Raw genomic sequence first — 18,654 nt, 5'->3', positions numbered from 1 at the left:
CTCTTATTTTTCTTAATTTTCGTGTAGCGTACGGCTGCATGGGTTCGACAATGCTCGGCACCGACTCGCCGAACCGGCTCGGCGAGCACGCGGTCGTATTGGGCGCCGGAATGGCGGGTTTGCTTGCCGCGCGCGTACTTTCGGAGTTCTACGACTTAGTCAGTGTGGTCGAGCGGGACAGGTTGCCCGACTACCCGTGCCATCGCAGGGGCATCCCTCAGGGCCGCCACGTGCATAATTTCCACAGCCGCGGCCTGCAGGTGCTCGACGAATTATTTCCCGGGCTGTTGCAGGACCTGGCCCGCGCCGGGGCGGTCGTCGTCGACGACGGTGAGCTGTCGAATTTCTACGTGCGCTTCGGGCGCTATGAGATGAAAACGTCGGGCAGATTCGCCGATCCGGCCGCGCTGGCGATTCATCTGGCGAGCCGGCCGTTCATGGAGTTTCACCTGCGCCGGCGCGTCAAGGCGCTGCCCAACGTGACTTTCCTCGACGGGCACGACGTGGCCGAACTCGTCACCACCGCGGACATCGTCAACGGCGTGCGAATCATCAGGCGCTACAACGGGTTTCTCACGACGCTGGACGCCGATCTGGTGGTGGACGCCACGGGTCGCGCGGCCCGCACCCCGGCGTTACTGGAGCGGCTGGGTTTCGAACGGCCGGCCGAGGACCGGGCGGAGGCCAGGTTGGGCTACTCGACCCAACAGTTGAGCATCCCCGACGGATCCATCGCCCAGCGGCTGGTGCTGTTCAACCCGGGTGGCGGCGGGCCCGGTGGCCTGTTGCTCGCCTGCGAGCACGACATGTGGATGCTGGCGATCGGCCAGCCCTGCGAAGCCGGTGATCCGCCAACCGATTTCGCCTCGATGCTCGCGATAGCCGAGCAGTGTCTTCCCCCGGCGATCACCGAGGGGCTGCGCAATGCCCAGCCCCTCGGTGAGGCCGTCACCTATCGGCACACCGCGGCGATCTGGCGGCGCTATGACCAGATGCCCCGATTCCCCGCGGGGCTGCTGGTGATCGGCGACGCGCTGTGCAGCCTCGACCCGACCTACGGCCAGGGCATGACGATCGCCGCGCTGGAAGCACTTATCCTGCGCGATTGCCTCAGCGCGGGCCGAACCGGCCTGGCGCAACGCTATTTCCGCGCGACGTCGCACTACATCGGCCAGACATGGGCCGCCAATCAAGCCAGGTCGCGGGTCACTTCCCCGACTCACGACCGGAATTCCATGCGGCAGCGGCTATCCCGCTCGATGTCGCGGGCAGCCCTCAATGCCGCCGCCCATGACGTTGTGCTGACCGAGCGCTTCTTTCGGGTCTCCAACTTCGTCGACCCGCCCTCGCGGCTGCGGGATCCCGCCCTGATACCGCGCATCGTGCTGGCCAATCTGCGGGCGCTGTTCACGCGGTCGCCACAGCGCGCAGCCGCAGCTGCGGCCACCCCGCAATGCGAGCGGCTTACCGTGCGGAGCTAGTCGCGCAACATCTCGGCGACCAGGAACGCCAGCTCCAGCGACTGCTGGGTGTTCAGCCGCGGGTCGCACGCCGTCTCGTAACGGCCACCCAGGTCGTGGTCCGAAATGTCTTGTGCACCACCCAAACACTCGGTGACGTCCTCGCCGGTGATCTCGACGTGGATGCCGCCCGGATGCGTGCCCAGCGCGCGGTGCACCTCGAAGAAGCCCTGCACCTCGTCGACGATGCGGTCGAAGTGGCGGGTCTTGTAGCCGGTGGACGACTCGTGGGTGTTGCCGTGCATCGGGTCGCACTGCCAGATCACCTGGTGACCGGTGGCCTGCACCTTCTCGATGATCGGCGGCAGCAGGTCGCGGACCTTGTTGTTGCCCATCCGGCTGACCAGCGTGAGCCGGCCCGGCTTGTTGTGCGGGTCGAGGCGCTCGACGTACTCCATCGCCAGCTCGGGCGTCATCGTCGGGCCGAGCTTGACGCCGATCGGGTTCGCGATCACCTCGGCGAACGCAACGTGCGCGCCGTCGAGCTGGCGGGTCCGCTCCCCGATCCACACGGTGTGCGCCGACAGGTCGTACAGCTGCGGCTGGCCGTCTTCGCTCTCCGACAACCGCAGCATCGCGCGCTCGTAGTCGAGCACCAGCGCCTCATGGCTGGCGTAGATCTCGGCGGTTTGCAGATTGCGGTCGGCCACCCCACATGCGCTCATGAAGCTCAGCGCGCGATCGATCTCGGCCGCCAATGCCTCGTAACGGGCGCCGGCGGGCGAAGTCCGGACGAACTCCCGGTTCCAGTCGTGCACCCCGTGCAGCGACGCCAGGCCCGACGAGGTCAGCGCCCGCATCAGGTTCATCGCCGCGCTGGCGTTCGCGTAGGCGCGCACCAGCCGCGACGGGTCGTGCTCGCGCGCGGCACCATCCGGGGCGAAGCCGTTGATCATGTCGCCGCGGTAGGACTTCAGGCCCAGCGCGTCGATGTCGGCCGATCGGGGCTTGGCGTACTGGCCGGCGATGCGGGCCACCTTGACCACCGGCAGGCTGGCGCCGTAGGTCAGCACCACGGCCATCTGCAGCAGGGTGCGGACGTTGCCGCGGATGTGCGGTTCGGTGTTGTCGACGAACGTCTCGGCGCAGTCGCCGCCCTGCAGCAGGAATGCCTCGCCCTTGGCGACCTGAGCGAGTTGGTCCTGCAGCCGGGCGATTTCGGACGGCACCGTCACCGGCGGGACGCTTTCCAGGACCGTGCGCATCGCCGCGGCCTGTTCCTCGGGCCAGGACGGTTGCTGAGCGGCCGGCTTAGCCAGCGCAGCGTCCAGCCGGGTCCGCAGGTCGGCGGGCAGCGGCGGCAGCGCCGGCAGCTGGTCGATCGGTATGTCGACGGTCCAGTTCATCGGTCCATGATATCCGTGGCCAGCCTGGGCTAACGCCATTCTTCGCACGCCCAGACCGGTACCCCCAGCTCGGGCTGGGGCTGCTTAGCGGGTCGCTTGCGCGCCCGCATCGTCGCCGGACACTATCAGCCTGTATCGGCGCATCTGATCGCGGGCATCGACCAGCGCATCGTGGACGTCGCGGTGCCGCGGTGGCAACCGCGGCGAGCCCCGGTCCTCCCACAGTTGGCGCAGCTCACGGGTGAAGCGCGGTATCGCCTTGGGCAGTCCCGGCATCGTGCCCCACAGTTGGCACAAGGCGACATGGTCGTAGGCCGCCACCCAGGCCCAGAGCTCGATCGGTTCGGCGGCCTGGCCGCCGGCGATGCCGAAAAACTCCTCCAGGTCGTGGCGAATCTGCTTGCGCGAGCGCCACAGCTGGGAGGCGGGCGGCGGCAGCTTGGGCAGCACGTTGGCGCGCACCCAGGCCCCGGCGCGCTCGGGATCGAATTCGGTGGATACGGCGTAGTACTCGCGACCGTCCTCGGCGACCACCCCGATCGAGACCAGCTCGATGGTGCGGCCGTCCTCGATGAATTCGGTGTCGTAGAAGTACCGCACTGAGAAAGCCTAGGCTAGCTGCCGATCAGGATGGGCTCGGTTCCCTCGGGCGGCGGTGCGGGATGGACGTCGTGGTCAAGCTGGGCGTCGACCAGGCGTTCGTCGGGGACCCGCGGCGTGCCGGCGATCGCGCACTGCAGCCACAGCTTGGCCTGCACGACGGGCCGGCGCCATTTGCGTTCCCGCTCCAGGGCGCGCCGCATCTTGTCCGGCTGGCCGGTGTATCGCCAGCGCGCCCACGGGGCATGCGGGCGGGACAGCCGGATCGCCCCGATGACCAGCAAGACGACGAGGAACATGCCGAGCAGGCCGGTCCACACCTTGCCCTTGAGCACCACCACCACCGCCAGCGGCAGCGTCATCACCATCGTGCCGAGGACCGCGGTGTGCCAGGCGAAGGAATCCGTGCCGTGGGCGAACGGGAAGAAGAACGTCAACGGGTGCAGCCCCATGATCAGCAAGCCGGCGACCGCCACGGCGGCGAAGACCGCGTCCACCGAGGTGCGGCCGTCCTCTTCCCAGTAGACGTCGGACAGGTGCAGGATCAGCGCGTACTCGTCGAGCACCAACGCCGCACCGATGCCGAAAAGTATTGCAGCAACTGTATTTTCGGGCTCTTCGCCGTTGACCGACAGCGTCACCAGCGTCAGCCCGGAAACCATCACCAGCACCACTCCGAACGTCACGTGGTGGATGTGCACTCCTCCGACGTGGACGTTGCGCGGTTGCCACCACCTGGCCGGGCGTCCGGAGGCGACGCGGTGCCGGATGAAGCGCACGCAGGTTCGGGTAACGAAAAAGGTCAGGATGAAGGCGACCAGGCAGCACAGCAGGGGAAGCCGGCCGCCGTGGACGATGTCATGCGAGAACCAGTGGGCCACTCTGGGCGCAAACCAGTGCAACACGCTTGCAACCTACGCCCGCACCTCCCCGCGACGCGGGAGCCGCGCTGCTGGGAGATGCGGCCATGAACACCGATTACGCTGTTCTGCGACATGACTATTTCGCAGGCGCCCCTCGTGGGCAGCCGACCGGGGCGGGCGTTGTTGTGGTGTTTGTTGTGGCTGGTGGCCGCGGCGGCGCTGGGCTACACGGCCTGGGGCTTGTTCGCGCACACGCCGTACCGCATCGATATCGACATCTATCAAATGGGCGGGCAGACCTGGCTGGACGGACGTCCGCTGTACCGCGGTGACGTGTTGTTCCACACACCCATCGGGCTGAATCTGCCGTTCACCTATCCCCCGTTGGCCGCGATCCTGTTCTGCCCGTTCGCCTGGCTGCACATGCCGGCGGCCAGTGTCGCGATCACGGTGTTGACCCTGGGATTGCTGATCGTCTCGACGGTGATCGTGCTGACCCGCCTCGACGTGTGGAACAGCTCGGCGCTGGTGCCCGGACCGGCCTGGCTGCGCCGGTGGTGGTTGGCGGTGGTCGTCGTGGCGCCCGCCTCGATCTGGCTGGAACCGATCGCCTCGAACTTCGCCTTCGGCCAGATCAACGTCGTGCTGATGACGTTGGTGATCGCCGACTGCGTCCCGCGCCGCACGCCCTGGCCGCGCGGGCTGCTGCTGGGGCTGGGCATCGCGCTCAAGCTCACCCCCGCGGTGTTCCTGCTGTATTTCCTGGTGCGTCGCGACTTCCGTTCCACGCTGACGGCCCTGACGTCGTTTGCCTCGGCGACGCTGGTCGGGTTCATCCTGGCCTGGAGCGACTCGTGGGAGTACTGGACGCACACCGTGCACCACACCGATCGGATCGGCTCCGCGGCGCTGAACACCGACCAGAACATCGCGGGTGCGCTGGCCCGGATCGGGCTTTCCGAGCAGCTGCGTTTCCTGCTCTGGGTCGGCCTGTGCCTGGCGGTGCTCGCCCTGACCGTCTGGGCGATGCGGCGGGTGTTGCAGGCCGGCGAGCCGACGCTGGCCATCATCTGTGTGGCCTTGTTCGGATTGATGGTGTCGCCGGTGTCGTGGTCACACCATTGGGTGTGGGTGCTGCCGACGCTGCTGGTGACGGCGATCCTGGGCTGGCGGCGCCGCAACATAGCGCTGGCCGTGCTCACCGTCGCCGGGGTGGCGCTGCTGGAGATCGACTGGACACCGCTCGAGCTGATGCCCCAGCACCACGAGGAGACCGCCAACTGGTGGCATCAACTTCTCGGGATGTCTTACGTGTGGTGGGCGCTGGCCGTGATCGTCACGGCCGGACTTACCGTCACCGCGCGGGTCGCGACGCGGGATGCGCAGGGGCGTGCACTGCTTCCGGCGCCGGCCGTCAGCTCGTCAGCGACCTGAACGTCGCGGCCTAGCCGGCAGCGGTCTCGGGGATACGCGTCGCCTCGTCGTCGGGCCCCTCGCCATTCGAGCTGTTGCCGCGATTCTTGAGGGTCGCGGCGTAGACGTCGACGTACTCCTGACCGGACAGGCCCATCAGCTCGTAGATGACCTCGTCGGCGACGGCCCGCTCGATGAACCGGTTGCCGGCCAGGCCCTCGAATCGGGAGAAGTCCATCGGCTTGCCGAACCGGATGGTCACTTTGCCGAAGCGCAGCATCGTGGTCCCCGGCGGGTTGACGACGTCGGTACCGATCATTGCGACCGGAATCACCGGCACCCCGGTCTCCAGCGCCAGCCGGGCCAGGCCGGTCTTGCCCTTGTACAGCCGGCCGTCGGGCGAACGGGTGCCCTCGGGGTACATGCCGAGTAACTTGCCGGCGGTCAGCACTCGCTGTGCGGTGTCCAGTGCGGCCTGCGCGGAGTCGGCGTTACTGCGGTCGATCGGGACCTGGCCGACGGCGGTGAAGAACCACCGACTCCACCAGCCCTTGATTCCGGTGCCGGTGAAATATTCGGACTTCGCCAGGAAGGTGATGCGCCGCCGCACCACCAGCGGCAGAAAGAAGCTGTCCATCACCGCCAGGTGGTTACTGGCCAGGATCGCCGGCCCCGAACTCGGAACATAGTGCAGGCCTTCGACTTTCGGCCGTCCCAGCAATTGCAGCAGCGGGCCGAGGAGGATGTACTTGAATAGCCAGTACGCCATGGCCCTCCCTCTCGCCCGAAACCCGCCGATGTTCTGCGACAACTGTACCCATCCGCGACGGAGGGGACCACTTTCAAACCGCGCGGGTCAATCTTCGATCGTGACCGCGATCGGCTGGTACCGAGTGCGCACGTCGGCATCGCCCGCGGGGGCGTCGTCGGCCTGCGCCCCGCCGCCGGGCGGACCGTCGGGAGGCGGTTGCGCCGATCGGTCGATGTCGTCGACGATCGCGCGAATCACCTCCAGCAGCGCGATGCTGTGATCCGCGATCACGGTCAGCAGCGGGTGCTGATCGCCGGTCGCCAGCGCGGCCAGCGCGCACACCGGACACCAGATCTGCTGACACTTGCCGGTCCCGACGCCGTTGCCCGCCGTCATCGCGGCCGCCATGCGCACCGCGGGGTCGATCCCGTTCAGAATCGCCTCGGCAAGCTTGCGCAGTTCCGGACCGATGTCGGGGTGTGCCTTACTCACTTAGGCCACACCTCCGGATCTGGTCGAAAACGAACTGTCAGCTCACCGCCTCGCAGATGCGCGTCGAGCACCGAGCACCGTCGAAGTACGGACGCCAACCGAACCCTGCGCCGCAACCCGCCGGCGCTGATGATCAGGTCGTCGTCCACCCGGCCCAGCGACAGCGATCCGGGGTCGAGCTGGGGCAACGTTAGCCGCATACGGTATATCGACCCAAGTCCCGACCCCGATTCGAGATCCACAATAGGACGCAGCGGTCCTGGTGGCGCCGCTCCACGCCGAAGACGTGCGCTGTCGAGCAATCCGCCCAGCGCCTTGGGGCCGATCGGCTCGCCCGCCAAGTGCGGGGTCATGACGAGCGCCACGTCACCGATCGTGGCATCGAGCTCCTCGAGCACCGCGCGCTGTTCGGAGATGCGCTCGCCATACCAGTAGAACGCCGGGTGCTCGGGCAGGTTCCGGTACTCGTACGACTCGTCTTCCACCAGAACCTGATTCATGATCAGCTCCTCGACGCGCACCCCCATCAGCGACAGCGAGCCCAGCGTGCGGACCGCCTCGGCGGCCACCACTCGCTCGGGCGTCAGCACCAGGTGCGCGCTGACCAGCTCCCCGTCGGTGAGCAGTGCGCTGAGCCGCTCGACGCTGGAGCTGATGCGTTCGATCAGCTCCACCACCGCGGCCGAGCGGGCGTCGTCGGAAGTGATGGACAGCCGGCGATGGCGCGGCCACGCGCGCTCGACGTAGAGCCCGAACGTGGCGGGCAGGGTGAGCATGCGCAGCGCGTCCGCGGTCGAGGCGCAGTCGACGACGACGCGATCCCATCGTCCGGACGCCGCGAGCTCACCGACCGCGTGCAGGCCGAGCACTTCCTGAATGCCCGGCAACGCCGAAAGTTCTTCCGGGGCAATGCTGCTCAGCTCGGAATCGGGAAACCGCCGATCCAGTGCCGTGACCACCTCGTGCCAGCGGGCCTCGAGCAGGGCCAGGGTGTCCAGCGCCATCGCGTCGAGCCAGCCACTGCCCGTCTCGGCGGCCTCACCGGCGAGCACCCGCACCGGTTCGCCCCGGCCGCTCGGCGGCACGGGGATGCCGAGCACGTCGCCCAGCGAGTGCGCCTGGTCGGTTGACACCACCAGCACGCGCTGCCCCTCGATCGCGTCACAGACCGCGGTGGCAGAAGCGAGGGTGGACTTTCCTACCCCGCCCTTACCAACGAAGAGACTGATCCGGGCCTTCGAAAAGGAAGAAGCGGGTGAAGCGGACTCACTCAGCCTCGACTCGTTTCTTCAGATCCTTTAGTGCGGTATCGGTCAGCCTGCGCTCGGCCTTGCGCTTGAGCAACCCGATCATCGGGAGGGCCAGGTCGACCGAGAGTTCGTAGGTGACATCGGTCCCAGAATCCTTGGCCGCCAACCGGTATGACCCTTCAAGGGAACGCAGCAACGAACTGGAAACCAGGGTCCAGCTCAGGGACTTGTGGTCGGCCGGCCATTGGTAGGCCATCACCATGGTGTCCTTGATGATGCCGGCGTCCATCACGAATCGCACGGTCTTCGGGTAGCCGTCGGCGCCGCGCTCCTGCACTTCGGCTTCCTTGTACTCCGAGATCCAGTCCGGGTACGAATCGATGTCGGCGATCACCTCCAGCACCGTGCCGGGATCTGCCTCGATGTGAATGGTCTGCGTCGTCTTATCCGCCACCTGGCCGCTACCTTCTCTCCCGCAAGGGGTCCACCCCCGGTCATCTCCGGTAGTACCCCCGCCTTCGGACCGAAACGGTACTCTCCGGGCGAACCTTGACCGGAGTTAAACTACCGGAGAAACACCGACCGGACGTGACCGTTCCAGTGTCGTCTTGACCTCGAAAGCCATTTTCTTGCCCGCCACCCGGCGGCGGTGTGTCATTTTCGCCAGGTTCAGTTTGGCCAGCTCCCAGGCAGCCACACCACTCGGTTCGGCGTGCAGGAAGTAGTGCAGCACCACGCCGTCCACCCCGCCCGTCTGAGGCTCCAGCCAGATCTCCATGGTGCCGGTCAGCGCGCCGGTGACCGCCCAGCGGATTCCCTTTTCGGCGCGGTCCTCCACGACCTGTAGCCGCAGGTCTGGCCACCACCGTTGCCAACTCAACTGATCGCCGACCGCGGCGCCGACGAGTGCGCCGTCAGCGGCGACATACGTCTGGTCCGCGATCTGGATGCTGTGCATCGTGTCAGCTTCACATATCAATTCCGCCGCACGCCGCCGAGGCCGCGCCGGACGCGAACTCGGCGCCGCGCGCCCGTAGCCGCAATCGCGACACTTCCCAACCGACTGCTTGGTTGCTGCGCGAATGCCGCGATTAGTCTGGGTTGCAGCAACCGACCACCAGATCAATTGAGGTCAACAGTGCGTGAGTACAGCGTTCCTGCCCGCTTCACTCTCGGCGAGCACGACAACATCGCGGCCATGGTCTTCGAGCACGAGCGCGACGACCCCAGCTTTGTCATCTATCAACGTCAGGTCGACGGGGTGTGGACCGACGTCACCTGCGCCGAGGCCGCCCAGCAGATCCGATCGTCGGCGTTGGGCCTGATCTCGCTGGGCGTGCAAGCCGGCGACCGGGTGTCGATTTTCTCGGCCACCCGCTACGAGTGGGCGATCCTCGACCTGGCCATCCTGTCCATCGGCGCCGTCACCGTCCCGATCTACGAGACCTCGTCGGCCGAGCAGGTGCGCTGGGTGCTGCAGGATTCGGAAGCCGTCGTGGCGTTCGCCGAAACCGACGCCCACGCCGCGACGGTCACCGAGCTCACCGGCGAGCTTCCGGCCCTGCGCCGGGTGCTGCATATCGACGGCGCGGGCCCCAAGGCGCTCGACCAGCTCGTCGAGGCCGGCGCATCGGTCGATCCGTCGGAGTTGGAGGCCCGCCTCGCGGCGCTGCGCCCCGACGATCCCGCGACGCTGATCTACACGTCGGGGACCACCGGCCGTCCCAAGGGCTGCCAGCTCACGCATTCCAACCTGCTGTACGAAACCCGGGGCGCCAAGGAGTGCCTCCCGACTCTGCTCGACGAGGGGCAGCGGCTGCTGATCTTCCTGCCGCTGGCGCATGTGCTGGCCCGGTCGCTGACGCTGTCCGCGTTCGCCAACAAGGTGACCTGCGGCTTCACCAGCGACATCAAGAACCTGCTGCCGATGCTTGCGGTATTCAAGCCGACGGTCGTGGTGTCGGTGCCGCGGGTGTTCGAGAAGGTTTACAACACCGCCGAGCAAAACGCCGCCAGCGACGGCAAGGGGCCGATCTTCGCGCGGGCCGTGCAGACCGCGGTCGACTGGAGCGAGGCCCACGACAACGGTGGTCCGGGGCTGCTGCTGCGCGCCAAGCACGCGTTGTTCGACCGGCTGGTCTACCACAAGCTGCGCGCGGCGCTGGGCGGCGACTGCCACGCGTCGGTGTCCGGCGGCGCACCGCTGGGCGCCCGGCTCGGCCACTTCTACCGGGGCGTGGGCCTGACCATCCACGAGGGCTACGGCCTGACCGAGACCAGCTCGGCCATCACCGTCAACCAGGTCGGCAGGGTCAAGATCGGAACGGTCGGAACGTTGTTGCCGGGCAACAGCATGCGCATCGCCGACGACGGTGAGCTGTTGGTGCGCGGCGGCGTGGTGTTCAGCGGCTACTGGCGCAACGAGCAGGCCTCCGCCGATGCGTTCGCCGACGGCTGGTTCAAGACCGGTGACCTCGGCGCACTCGACGAGGACGGCTTCCTGAAGATCACCGGCCGTAAGAAGGAGATCATCGTCACCGCCGGCGGCAAGAACGTCGCCCCCGCCTTGCTGGAAGACCAGCTGCGGGCACACCCGCTGATCAGTCAGGCGATGGTGGTCGGGGACGCCAAACCGTTTGTCGGCGCGCTGATCACGATCGACCCGGAGGCCTTCGGCAGCTGGAAACAACGCAACAGCAAGGCCGAGGGCTCCTCCGTGGGCGATCTGGCCACCGATCCGGATCTGGTCGCCGAGGTCGACTCCGCGGTCAAGCAGGCCAACCTGTCGGTGTCGCATGCCGAGTCGATCCGCAAGTTCCGCATCCTTCCGGTCGACTTCACCGAGGACACCGGCGAGCTGACCCCGACGATGAAGCTCAAGCGCAACGTGGTGGCCGAGAAGTTCGCCTCCGACATCGAAGCGCTCTACGAGAAGTAATAACCGGGCGTCACGCCAGCGTGGCCGGCGAGGGCTGACCGCGCAGCAGGTCGGCCAGCCGGGCGGCCAGCATGTCCCAGCGCCACTGCGACGTCACCCAGTCGCGTCCGGCCGCGCCCATCGCGGCGGCCCGATCCGGGTCGGCCAGCAACTCGGTGACGGCGTCGCCGACCTCTTGCACCGAGTTCCCGTCGACGACGAGCCCGGTCTTGTTGTGCTGCACGGCTTCCGGAGCACCGCCCGAATCGCCGGCGACTACCGGCACGCCGGTCGCCGAGGCCTCCAGGAAGACGATGCCCAAGCCCTCGACGTCCATGCCCGCGCCGCGGGTGCGGCACGGCATCGCGAACACGTCGGCCAGCGCGTAGTGGGCGGGCAGCTCGGCCGACGGCACCGGACCGGTGAACGTCACGTGGTCGACCACGCCGCAGTCCTGGGCCAGCTTGCGCAGCGTGTCGAGGTACGGGCCGCTGCCGACGATCACCAGGGCGGCGCCGTCGACGCGTTGGCGGATCGACGGCAGCGCCTTGATCAGCATGTCCTGGCCCTTGCGCGGCACCAGCCGGGATAGGCACACGACCGTGGGCCGCTCCCCCAGCCCATAGCGGTTGCGCAACTCCGCGCGGCCGGCCGGGTCGGGCCGGAACCGGTCGGTGTCGACCCCCGACGGCAGGTATTCCAGCGACGCCGCGGGCCCGAACGCCGTCGCGAACCGGGACCGGGTGTAGCGGCTGACGAACGTCACGACGTCGGTGTCGTTGCCGATGCGCCGCAGCACCGAGCGCGCCACCGGAAGCATCGACCAACCCACCTCATGGCCGTGCGTGCTGGCCAGCACCCGGGTCGCCCCGGCCTGCCGGGCCCGGGCCGCCAGCAGCGCCAGCGGTGCGGCCGCGCCGAACCATACGGTGTCGATGCCGTGGTCACCGATCAGCCGGCGCATCCGGGCATCGACCACCGGGCCGGGCAGCATCAGCGTGCCCGGATGGCGCACCACCCGGTAGCCGGCCGCGTCCGCGTCGAAGGCGTCGGCGCCCTTCCATTGCGGCGCGTACACCAGCACCGCATGCGACCCGGTGTTCACCAGCCGCCCGACGAACTCGCCCAGGTAGGACTGGATGCCGCCGCGCCGCGGCGGAAAGTCGTTGGTTACCAGCAGGACCCGGCTCACTTGGGTCAGGCTATCCGACCATCCATTGCTGCCAGCGCGCGAGCAGGCCTGTCGAGTCGATGCCCAGTACGTCACGGGCGGCGTTGAACGGGTCGGCGTGCGCGACGCCGCAGACGGCGAGATAGTAGGCGCGCAACTTCGGCGCTCCGAAGGTATCGGCGACGAAGCGGGCGAACCACCAGGCGCGGTCGTAGGCCAGCGAGCGCTGCGGCCCGGGGGCGTCCAGGTCGAAGTCGGACGGCAGCGACATGTGCGACGAGGCCGCCTCGGCCGGGATCAGGGTATTGGGCCGGGCGATGAAATCGGCGACGCCTTCGGCCAGCCACCTCGGCGCGTCGAGAGCGGTGTCCGCGCGCGACGCATAGTGAAAAAGCTCGTGGGTCAACACAATTCGCAACGCCGAGTCGCTCATCGCAGCAGCGCCCGGCGCGAACACGATGCGCTGGCCGGCCGCCACCCGGTGCGCGGGATCGATGCGATCGGCGACGGTGACCGCGGCGATGTCGGCCCACTGTTGCGGCGGCCCGCCACCGGCGGCGGCGCGGAACTCATCGTCGGAGCCGGCGACCACCACCGAGATGTCGCGCGACCAGTCGACCCCCCAGAAGGCCGCCACTTTGTCGATCGCGGTGCGCATCTCCGCTGCGATACGGGCCAGCAGGCGGTCGGCGGCCGGGCTGCCGAAGCCGATCAAGCGGACCTCACGGTCGCCGACGGTCAGGGGTGCCCGGGCGGCGATCGGGTGGCTGAGAGCGGGCGTGACGAGCTGCGCGGGTCTTATCCGGGCATCGCGTGCGTCGAGCGGCACTGCCGCCGCCACAACGAACTCAACGATGAAGACCCAGGCCAGCAGAATCGGAAGCCACCGGCGCGGCCGACGGTAGTGCTCCTGCGCGGAGCGATCAGTAACGGCGGGCGTCGTAGATCGGGCCGGACGAGTTCATCGGCACCACCCGCACCGGCACGCCATAGGTCGACGAGTGAATCATCATGCCGTCACCGACGTAGATGCCGCTGTGTGACGCGTCCGAATAGAAGGTCAGCACGTCGCCGGGCTGCAGGTCCGACAGCGCCACCGGCTGACCGCCGTGGGCCTGCGCCTGGCTGGAGTGCGGCAGCGAGATGCCGGCCTGCTGGAACGCCCACATCACCAATCCGGAGCAGTCGAACCCGCCTGGCGCGGCACCGCCCCACGAGTACGGCGTTCCGACCTGGGTCAGCGCGGCCTGCACGACGTTGGCGCGGTCACCACCGGGGCCACCGGGAATCATTTCGGGCATTCCGGGAAATCCGGGGATCCCGGGCATTCCGCCCGGCGGCGGAGCCTCACCCGGCGGTAGGGCGCCGGGCGCCGGCGGGGCACCGGGCAGCATCGCGTCCGGTGCCGGCGCGCCAGGAGCAGGGGCCGCGGCGGGCAGCTGCCCGGGGTCGGCCAGCGCGGTGCGCTGCTGTGGTGTCAGGGAAACGTACTGCGATTTCACGACGGCGATCTGAACCTGCAGCTGGCTCTGCTTGGACTGCAGGCTGGCCCGCACCGCGGCGGCCTGCTCGGCCGCGCTCTTGGCGTCGGCGGCGGACTTGGCCGATGCCTGCTCTGCCTTGGCGGCCTGGTCACCGGCAACCCGGAAACTCGCCATCTGTGTAGACATTTGCGTGGCCATCACGCGCTGGACGGCCATCTTGTCGATCAGCCCCTGCGGCGATTGCGCGGTCAGCATGGCTTCCATGCCGTCGATGCGGCCGCCCATGTAGGTCGCGGCGGCAAGCCTGTTGACGGCGGTCTGGAAGGTGGCCAGCCGGGCCCTCGCCCCATCCACCGCGGCCTGGTCATCAGAGTGCTTCTTGTCGGCGGCCTGCTGGGCGGCGAGCTTCTCGTTGAGGTCGAGCTGCGCACTGTGCATGGCCTCGGTGGTCTGCTCGGCCTGCCGGGATAGCTCGCTGAGCTTTGCCAGGGCGTCGTCGGCCGGATCGGCCGCCACATTGGCAGCACAGACCCCCGAGAAGACCGTTAGGCCTGCCAGCGTCCCGATGACTGACCGCGTGATGACACGCGAGATCGAATGCACGGAGCCGAAACTCAAAGTATTGCTTCCTTAAACTGCCATCGACGTTCGAGGTCGAGCTGGGTTTAGGTCTCAAACAGGTTACGAAACGATAAAGGCGTTTGTCCAAACAAGATCGTTAAGAAAATGGATAGATTTCTGTCATAAGTATGTGAACGAGACAGGTAAGCGGGGCAGCCAGGCGTTTTGGCACTCAGGGTCATTAAGCGACACCGTACCCGCGATTTCGATGAATCGGCACTAAGCGCAACCGCGGCGCCAACCCGACCTCCGCGAGCACCTCGAGTGCGGCCCGCTCGTCCTGCAACAAAGTTTCCGGTACCCCGAGTAGCACGCTGATCACGCAATCCCGGCATCCCGGGCCGCGCGCCGCGCAGTCGTCGCAGTCGATCACCACCGGTGCGCCCGGTTCTGACGCCGAGACGCCTTTGCTGTCGGGTCCGCTGCGGTAGGCCATCGGAATCGGTCCTCTCATCCGGTTTGGTCGTGCTGACCCGAACGCTAACCGCGGGCACCGACACGTTTTGCCGACCGCGCGCCCGGCGTGGGAACGCCGTGGGTGTCGGTCCCGTTGCTTAACGTCACGCCCATGGGTGTGACTGGTGGGACTCAACTGAGTTTCGCCGACTTGGATTCGAGCGGGGAATCGAACTGGGCGCCCATCGACGAAATCCTGCTGCGTGAGCTCACCTTCGTCGTGGTGGACCTGGAGACGACCGGCGGACGCAACCGCGCAAAAGACGGTGCACCCGCCGACGCCATCACCGAGATCGGGGCGGTCAAGGTCCGCGGCGGCGTCGTGCTCGGTGAGTTCGGCACCCTGGTGGACCCGCAGCGCAGCATTCCGCCCCAGATCGTGCAACTCACCGGCATCACGACGGCGATGGTGTGTGACGCCCCGACCATCGACGCCGTCTTGCCGACGTTCTTGGAGTTCGCCGGCTTAGAGCACGGAGCCGTGCTCGTCGCCCACAATGCCGGATTCGACGTCGGGTTTTTGCGGGCCGCCGCCGAGCACTGCGAAATCCGTTGGCCCCGAGCGCAAGTGCTTTGTACGGTCCGGCTGGCGCGCCGCGTGCTGAGCCGCGAGGAGGCACCCAGCGTGCGGCTGGCCGCCCTGGCACGGCTGTTCGCCCACCAGATTGGGGGGGCCGCCCAACCCACCCACCGCGCCCTCGACGACGCCCGTGCCACCGTCGACGTGCTGCACGCGCTGATCGAGCGGGTGGGCAACCAGGGCGTGCACACCTACGCCGACCTGCGCTCATATCTGCCCAACGTGACACCGACCCAACGTCGCAAGCGCGTGCTCGCCGAACACCTGCCGCACCGGCCCGGGGTGTACCTGTTCCGCGGGCCCTCCGGCGAGGTGCTCTATGTCGGCACCGCCGTCGACCTGCGCCGCCGGGTGAGCCAGTACTTCACCGGCGCCGACCCGCGCGGCCGGATGAAGGAGATGGTCACACTGGCCGGCGCGGTCGACCACGTCGAGTGCGCCCACGCGCTGGAGGCCGGTGTGCGGGAGCTGCGGCTGCTGGCCGCACACGCTCCGCCGTACAATCGCCGCTCGAGGTTCCCGCAGCGTTGGTGGTGGGTGGCACTGAGCGACGAGGCGTTCCCGCGGCTGTCGGTGGTGCGGGCCCCGCGACACGACCGTGCCATCGGGCCGTTTCGGTCCCGCGCCGATGCCGCCGACACCGCGCGGCTGCTGGCTCGATTCACCGGAATCCGCACCTGCACAACGCGACTCGGCCGTTCGGCCCGCCACGGTCCGTCCTGTTCCGAAGTCGAAGTGTCGCCCTGCCCCGCGGCTCGCGACCTGACCGCCGCGCAGTACGCCGAGGCCACACACCGCGCCGCGGCCCTGATCGACGGCGCCGACAACAGCGCGTTGGACGCGGCCGTTGGTCAGCTCACCGCGCTGGCCGAGCATCGCCACTTCGAGAGTGCGGCGCGGCTGCGCGACCGCACCGCCACCGCCGTCGAGGTGCTGTGGCGGGGTCAGCGGCTGCGGGCGCTGGCCGCGCTGCCCGAGTTGATCGCCGCGGCCCCAGACGGCAGCGGGGGTTATCACCTCTGTGTCATCCGCTACGGCCGGCTCGCCGCGGCCGGATCCGCCCGGCGCGGGGTGCCGCCGATGCCGGTCATTGACGCCATTCACGCTGGCGCACAAGCGATCTTGACGGCCTCGGCCCCGCTCGGCGGTGCGCTGGTCGAAGAGACCGCGCTGATCGCGCGCTGGCTGGTCGCCCCCGGCGTGCGCATCGTGCGGGTCGCCGGCGACATCGGGTGGGCCTCGCCGCTGCGCTCGGCCGGCGCCTGGGCAGGGTGGGCGGCGGCGGCGCGCTCAGCGCGGCTGGCCTCGCAGCAAGAGCCGGTGCGGGGCGGAGAGTCAGAGCTCCTGGCTGAACCGCACCCAACGCGCGAGCAGCTGTTCGGCGGCCCCGGAGTCGATGGCCGCGCTGGCGCGCGCCAGCCCGTCCTCCCACGCCGGCAACCATTCAGCGCGGCTGGATAGGCCCGCATGCGCGACGATCGCGCCGGCGGCGTTGAGCACGACGGCGTCGCGGACCGCGCCCTTGACACCGCCCAGCACCGCACGCACCTCCTCGGCGTTGGCGTACGCGTCGCCGCCCAGCAGCTGGTCCAGGTCGGCGCGGGCGAATCCGAACCCCGCGGGATCGAACGTCAGCTTGTCCACCGTGCCCGCCTGCACGCGCCAGATCGTGCTGGTGGTGGTCGTGGTCAATTCGTCCAGGCCGTCGTCGCCGTGCACCACTAGCACGCTGGCGCGCCGTGCGGCGAACACCCCGGCCATCACCTCGGCGAGGTTGGCGAACGCGCAACCGATCAGCCCGGCTCGCGGCAACGCCGGATTAGTCAGCGGCCCAAGGAGATTGAAGACCGTCGGTATTCCGATCTCGCGGCGCACCGCCGACGCGTGCCGGTAGGACGGATGGAACGCCGGCGCGAAGCAGAACCCGATCCCGACCTCGGCGAGGCTGCGCGCGACCTGGTCGGGTCCCAGATCGATGCGCACGCCGAGGGCCTCGAGCGTGTCGGCGCCGCCGGACAGCGAGGACGCCGCGCGGTTGCCGTGTTTGACCACCGGGATCCCCGCGGCCGCGACCACGATCGCGGCCATCGTGGACAGGTTGACGGTGTTGACGCCGTCGCCGCCGGTGCCGACGATGTCGACGGCGTCGTCGCGGATCGACTCGGCGGGGATGCGGCGCGCGTGGCTGAGCATCACGTCGGCCAGCTCACTGACTTCGGCCGCGGTGGGCACCTTCATCTTCATCGCGACCGCGAAGGCGGCGATCTGGGCCGGGCGCGCGTTGCCGGTCATGATCTGGTCCATCGCCCACGCGGCCTGACCACGGGCGAGATTCTGCCCGTCGGTCAAGCGGCCCAGCAGCTGCGGCCAGGTCGGCGTGGCCCCGGGAGCCGTCGCGGAAAACGCCCGGTGGGAGGGAGCCTCAGATGATGCAGCCACGCGCCGATGGTCCCACGCGGACCAACCGCGGCCCAACCGTCGTTTCCGGGCCTGGAAAAGTTCCCCCCAAAACGACGCGCGGAGGCGAATTTCCGCCCCGGGTAGAGTTCAACAACTACAAAGCGTCATACTTGCGGATGTGACGAGTGCTGTAGGGACCTCGGGGACTGCGATCACGTCGCGAGTTCATTCGCTGAATCGGCCCAACATGGTCAGTGTCGGCACCATAGTGTGGCTGTCCAGCGAGCTTATGTTCTTTGCTGGCCTGTTCGCGTTCTATTTCACGGCGCGGGCGCAGGCCGGCGGGAACTGGCCACCGCCGCCCACCGAGCTGAATCTGTACCAAGCCGTGCCGGTGACATTGGTGTTGATCGCGTCGTCGTTCACCTGCCAGATGGGCGTCTTCGCCGCCGAGCGCGGCGACGTCTTCGGCCTGCGCCGCTGGTACGTGATCACCTTCTTCATGGGACTGTTCTTCGTCCTCGGGCAGGCCTACGAGTACTTCCACCTGGGCACCCACGGGACGACCATCCACGGCAGCGCCTACGGCAGCGTCTTCTATCTGGCGACCGGCTTCCACGGCCTGCACGTCACCGGCGGACTGATCGCCTTCATATTCCTGTTGGCCCGCACCGGGATGAGCAAGTTCACCCCGGCGCAGGCGACGGCCAGCATCGTCGTCTCCTATTACTGGCATTTCGTCGACATCGTGTGGATCGCGCTGTTCACCGTGATCTATTTCATCCGTTGA

General features: G+C 68.2%; 17 protein-coding genes and 1 pseudogene. 5 read left to right on the top strand and 13 right to left on the bottom strand.

Annotated elements, in window-relative coordinates:
• Positions 1-38 precede the first annotated feature (38 nt).
• Positions 39-1,481: an FAD-dependent oxidoreductase gene (locus tag LMQ14_RS11050; RefSeq protein ID WP_267734774.1), complete on the top strand. Its 1,443-nt coding sequence runs from the start codon at positions 39-41 to the stop codon at positions 1,479-1,481.
• Here LMQ14_RS11050 and LMQ14_RS11045 read toward each other — a convergent pair.
• The 3 genes from LMQ14_RS11045 to LMQ14_RS11035 all read right to left on the bottom strand — a co-directional run bounded on the left by LMQ14_RS11045 (position 1,478) and on the right by LMQ14_RS11035 (position 4,347).
• Positions 1,478-2,866 carry a class II 3-deoxy-7-phosphoheptulonate synthase gene (locus LMQ14_RS11045; RefSeq protein WP_267734773.1) on the bottom strand — a complete coding sequence of 463 codons (1,389 nt, stop codon included), beginning with the start codon at positions 2,864-2,866 and terminating at the stop codon, positions 1,478-1,480. The two genes, LMQ14_RS11050 and LMQ14_RS11045, sit on opposite strands and share 4 nt — an antisense overlap.
• 84 nt (positions 2,867-2,950) lie before the next feature.
• Entirely contained in the window at positions 2,951-3,466 is a 516-nt protein-coding gene (locus tag LMQ14_RS11040; protein WP_267734772.1) for a polyadenylate-specific 3'-exoribonuclease AS, read from the bottom strand.
• 14 nt (positions 3,467-3,480) lie between these two features.
• Positions 3,481-4,347, bottom strand: a complete 867-nt coding sequence (locus LMQ14_RS11035; protein WP_267735448.1) for a hypothetical protein — start codon at positions 4,345-4,347, stop codon at positions 3,481-3,483.
• 114 nt (positions 4,348-4,461) lie between these two features.
• Between LMQ14_RS11035 and LMQ14_RS11030 the strand changes: the two genes are divergently transcribed.
• Positions 4,462-5,763: a glycosyltransferase 87 family protein gene (locus LMQ14_RS11030; protein WP_267734771.1), complete on the top strand. Its 1,302-nt coding sequence runs from the start codon at positions 4,462-4,464 to the stop codon at positions 5,761-5,763.
• Between the two features lie 10 nt (positions 5,764-5,773).
• Here LMQ14_RS11030 and LMQ14_RS11025 read toward each other — a convergent pair whose 3' ends face one another.
• From LMQ14_RS11025 to LMQ14_RS11005, 5 genes are all read right to left on the bottom strand, one after another.
• The gene (locus LMQ14_RS11025; RefSeq protein WP_267734770.1) at positions 5,774-6,511 is read right to left on the bottom strand and encodes a lysophospholipid acyltransferase family protein; all 738 of its coding nucleotides are present in this window, start codon (positions 6,509-6,511) and stop codon (positions 5,774-5,776) included.
• An 87-nt stretch (positions 6,512-6,598) separates the two neighbouring features.
• Positions 6,599-6,985, bottom strand: a complete 387-nt coding sequence (locus LMQ14_RS11020) for a hypothetical protein (RefSeq protein ID WP_267734769.1) — start codon at positions 6,983-6,985, stop codon at positions 6,599-6,601.
• The gene (locus LMQ14_RS11015; RefSeq protein WP_267735447.1) at positions 6,982-8,259 is read right to left on the bottom strand and encodes an ArsA family ATPase; all 1,278 of its coding nucleotides are present in this window, start codon (positions 8,257-8,259) and stop codon (positions 6,982-6,984) included. Before LMQ14_RS11015 ends, LMQ14_RS11020 begins: the two co-directional genes overlap by 4 nt.
• Positions 8,252-8,689, bottom strand: coding sequence for an SRPBCC family protein (locus LMQ14_RS11010; RefSeq protein ID WP_267734768.1), 438 nt, complete (start codon positions 8,687-8,689; stop codon positions 8,252-8,254). The genes LMQ14_RS11015 and LMQ14_RS11010 overlap by 8 nt, the downstream gene beginning before the upstream one ends.
• 105 nt (positions 8,690-8,794) lie before the next feature.
• Positions 8,795-9,193 (bottom strand): polyketide cyclase / dehydrase and lipid transport, encoded by a 399-nt coding sequence (locus tag LMQ14_RS11005; protein ID WP_267734767.1) that lies wholly within the window; start codon positions 9,191-9,193, stop codon positions 8,795-8,797.
• A 180-nt stretch (positions 9,194-9,373) separates the two neighbouring features.
• Between LMQ14_RS11005 and LMQ14_RS11000 the strand changes: the two genes are divergently transcribed.
• Positions 9,374-11,173, top strand: a complete 1,800-nt coding sequence (locus LMQ14_RS11000) for an AMP-dependent synthetase/ligase (RefSeq protein WP_267734766.1) — start codon at positions 9,374-9,376, stop codon at positions 11,171-11,173.
• Between the two features lie 10 nt (positions 11,174-11,183).
• Here LMQ14_RS11000 and pimB read toward each other — a convergent pair whose 3' ends face one another.
• The 4 genes from pimB to LMQ14_RS10980 all read right to left on the bottom strand — a co-directional run bounded on the left by pimB (position 11,184) and on the right by LMQ14_RS10980 (position 14,864).
• Positions 11,184-12,344, bottom strand: a complete 1,161-nt coding sequence (gene pimB / locus LMQ14_RS10995) for a GDP-mannose-dependent alpha-(1-6)-phosphatidylinositol monomannoside mannosyltransferase (protein ID WP_267734765.1) — start codon at positions 12,342-12,344, stop codon at positions 11,184-11,186.
• A 10-nt stretch (positions 12,345-12,354) separates the two neighbouring features.
• A complete protein-coding gene (locus tag LMQ14_RS10990) occupies positions 12,355-13,197 on the bottom strand; it encodes a hypothetical protein (RefSeq protein WP_267735446.1) in 843 nt (280 codons plus the stop codon).
• A 49-nt stretch (positions 13,198-13,246) separates the two neighbouring features.
• Positions 13,247-14,425, bottom strand: coding sequence for a peptidoglycan hydrolase RipC (ripC, locus tag LMQ14_RS10985; RefSeq protein WP_267734764.1), 1,179 nt, complete (start codon positions 14,423-14,425; stop codon positions 13,247-13,249).
• Positions 14,426-14,609: 184 nt separating this feature from the next.
• Entirely contained in the window at positions 14,610-14,864 is a 255-nt protein-coding gene (locus tag LMQ14_RS10980; protein ID WP_267734763.1) for a hypothetical protein, read from the bottom strand.
• Positions 14,865-14,996: 132 nt separating this feature from the next.
• Between LMQ14_RS10980 and LMQ14_RS10975 the strand changes: the two are divergent.
• A pseudogene (locus LMQ14_RS10975) lies at positions 14,997-16,862 on the top strand (DEDD exonuclease domain-containing protein); the annotation flags it as partial.
• Here LMQ14_RS10975 and trpD read toward each other — a convergent pair.
• Positions 16,800-17,903: an anthranilate phosphoribosyltransferase gene (trpD, locus tag LMQ14_RS10970; protein WP_267734762.1), complete on the bottom strand. Its 1,104-nt coding sequence runs from the start codon at positions 17,901-17,903 to the stop codon at positions 16,800-16,802. The pseudogene LMQ14_RS10975 and the gene trpD sit on opposite strands and share 63 nt — an antisense overlap.
• 139 nt (positions 17,904-18,042) lie before the next feature.
• Between trpD and LMQ14_RS10965 the strand changes: the two genes are divergently transcribed.
• Entirely contained in the window at positions 18,043-18,654 is a 612-nt protein-coding gene (locus tag LMQ14_RS10965; RefSeq protein WP_267734761.1) for a cytochrome c oxidase subunit 3, read from the top strand.

This window comes from Mycobacterium sp. Aquia_213, from assembly GCF_026625985.1.
Lineage (GTDB): Bacteria > Actinomycetota > Actinomycetes > Mycobacteriales > Mycobacteriaceae > Mycobacterium.
This window is presented reverse-complemented; position numbering and strand designations above follow the sequence as displayed.